Annotated in this window: 1 pseudogene; it reads right to left on the minus strand. The window is 64.6% G+C overall.

Going from position 1 to position 2,737, the window contains the following annotated elements:
* A pseudogene (locus RMO40_RS12770) lies at positions 1-2,737 on the minus strand (nitrate reductase subunit alpha); the annotation flags it as partial.

Consider the following 2,737-nt stretch of genomic DNA (forward strand, 5'->3'; position numbering starts at 1 on the left):
CAGTCGACCTTGCGCATCTTGCGCACGACGACGAATTCGTCGCGATTCGTGCCGATGGTTCCGTAGTAGTTGAAGCCGTAGCTGAACTGCGCATAGCCGCCGATCATGTGGGTGGGCTTGAGCACGATGCGCGTCACCGAGTTGTGGATGCCGCCGCGCGCGCCGGTGATCTCGGAGCCTGGCGTGTTCACGATCTTTTCCTGCGCGTGGTACATCATCACCATGCCCGGCTTGACGCGCTGGCTCACCACCGCGCGTGCCGCGATGGCGCCGTTGAGGTTGAACAACTCGATCCAGTCGTTATCTATGATGCCCGCGCGCTTCGCATCGTCTTCGCTGATCCACACGCACGGCCCGCCGCGGCTCAGCGTCAGCATCAGCAGGTTGTCGGTGTAGGTGCTGTGGATGCCCCACTTCTGGTGCGGCGTGATGAAGTTCAGGGCGATCTCCGGGTTGCCGTTCGGCTTGATGCCGTGGATCCCGGCGGTCGTCTTCAGGTCGACCGGCGGGCGGTAGCTGCAGAAACCTTCGCCGAAGGCCTGCATCCACGGGTGGTCCATGTAGAACTGCTGGCGCCCGGTGAGCGTGCGCCAGGGGATCATCTCGTGCACGTTGGTGTAGCCGGCGTTGTACGAGACGGTCTCGCTCTCGATGCCGCTCCAGGTGGGCGAGCTGATGATCTTGCGCGGCTGCGCCTGGATGTCGCGAAAGCGGATCTTCTCGTCTTCGCGGTGGATGGCCAGGTGCTCATGGCTGAGCCCGGTCTGCTTGCCCAGCGCCTGCCAGGCTTTCACCGCCACGTGGCCGTTGGTTTCGGGCGCGAGTTGCAGCACCACTTCGCAGGCGTCGATGTCGGTCTCGATCTTGGGCATGCCGCAGGTCACGCCTTCGGCAGTCACGATGCCGTTCAGCTCGCCGAGCTGCTTCACCTCGGTCTGCGTGTTCCAGGCAATGCCCTTGCCGCCGTTGCCGACCTTGTTCATCAGCGGTCCGAGCGCGGTGAAGCGTTTGTAGACGTTCGGGTAGTCGCGCTCGACCACCGTCATCTGCGGTGCGGTCTTGCCGGGGATCAGCTCGCACTCGCCACGCTTCCAGTCCTGCACCTCGAAAGGCTGGGCCAGCTCGGCGGGGCTGTCGTGCATCAGCGGTGTCAACACAAGTTCGCGTTCCACGCCGAGGTGGCCCACGCAGACTTCGCTGAACTTCTTGGCAAAGCCCTTGTAGATGTCCCAGTCGGAACGTGATTGCCATGCCGGGTCCACCGCAGTGGAGAGCGGGTGGATAAGGGGTGCATGTCGCTGGTGTTGAGGTCGTTCTTCTCGTACCAGGTGGCGGTGGGCAGCACGATGTCGCTGTACAGACAGGTGGTGCTCATGCGGAAGTCGAGCGTGACCAGCAGGTCGAGCTTGCCTTCGGGGGCCTTGTCGTGCCACACCACTTCTTCGGGTTTGGCTTCTTCGGCACCCAGGTCCTTGCCCTGCACGCCGTTGGTCGTGCCCAGCAGGTGCTTCAGAAAGTATTCGTGGCCCTTGCCCGAGGAGCCCAGGATGTTGGAGCGCCACACGAACATGTTGCGCGGCCAGTTGGCGGGGTGGTCGGGGTCGGTGCAGCTCATCTTCAGGCTGCCGTCCTTGAGTGCCTGCACAGCGAACTCTTTCGCGTCCACACCCACGGCCGCTGCGTCACGCACCAGCTTCAGCGGGTTGGTCTGCAACTGCGGGGCCGACGGCAGCCAGCCCATGCGCTCGGCGCGCACGTTGTAGTCGATCATGCTGCCGCCGAACTTGCTCTTGTCGGCCAGCGGCGAGAGCACCTCGTCGACCCCCAGCTTCTCGTAGCGCCACTGGTCGGTGTGGGCGTAAAAGAAGCTGGTGCTGTTCATCTGGCGCGGCGGGCGGATCCAGTCGAGCGCAAAGGCGAGCGCCGTCCAACCGGTCTGCGGGCGCAGCTTCTCCTGGCCCACGTAGTGGGCCCAACCACCACCACTCTGGCCGATGCAACCGCACATCATCAGCATGTTGATGACGCCGCGGTAGTTCATGTCACTGTGGTACCAGTGGTTCATGGCCGCGCCGATGATCACCATCGACTTGCCGTGCGTCTTGTCGGCGTTGTCGGCGAACTGGCGCGCGACGGTGATGAGCTGCTCGCGCGGCACGCCGGTGATCTGCTCTTGCCAGGCCGGTGTGTAGGGTGTGTTGTCGTCGTAGCTGGTGGCGGCCAGCTCACCGGGCAGGCCGCGCGCCACGCCGTAGTTGGCGACCTGCAGGTCAAACACGGTGGCAACCAGCGCCTCGCGTTGGTCGCCGGCCTTGCCGAGAGAGATGCGCTGAACCGGCACCGTGCGCACCAGCACGTCGGTCTGCGTGTTCTTGGTGAAGTGGGCGGTCTCGATGCCGCCGAAGTACGGGAAGCCGACCTTGGCGGTGTCGGTGCTGGCCGTCGGGCCTTCGAGCACCGAGAGCTTGAGCTTCACCGCGTTGCCGTGGCGTGCTTCCTTGGCTTCGAGGTTCCACTGGCCTTCATCGGCACGGCCGTCCGGGCCCCAGCGGAAGCCGATGGCGCCGTGCGGCAGCACCACCTTGCCCAGTTCGTCCAGGGCGACGGTCTTCCACTCGGGGTTGTTGGCCTGGCCGAGCTTGCCGTTGAAATCGGAGGCGCGCACATAACGGTCGGGCACCATCACTGTTTCGCCGCCGGGCAGCGTGTGCTCTTTCAGCATCACCAGCATCGGCAG

The sequence above is a fragment of the Rhizobacter sp. genome (assembly GCF_031412075.1).
GTDB lineage: Bacteria > Pseudomonadota > Gammaproteobacteria > Burkholderiales > Burkholderiaceae_C > Rhizobacter.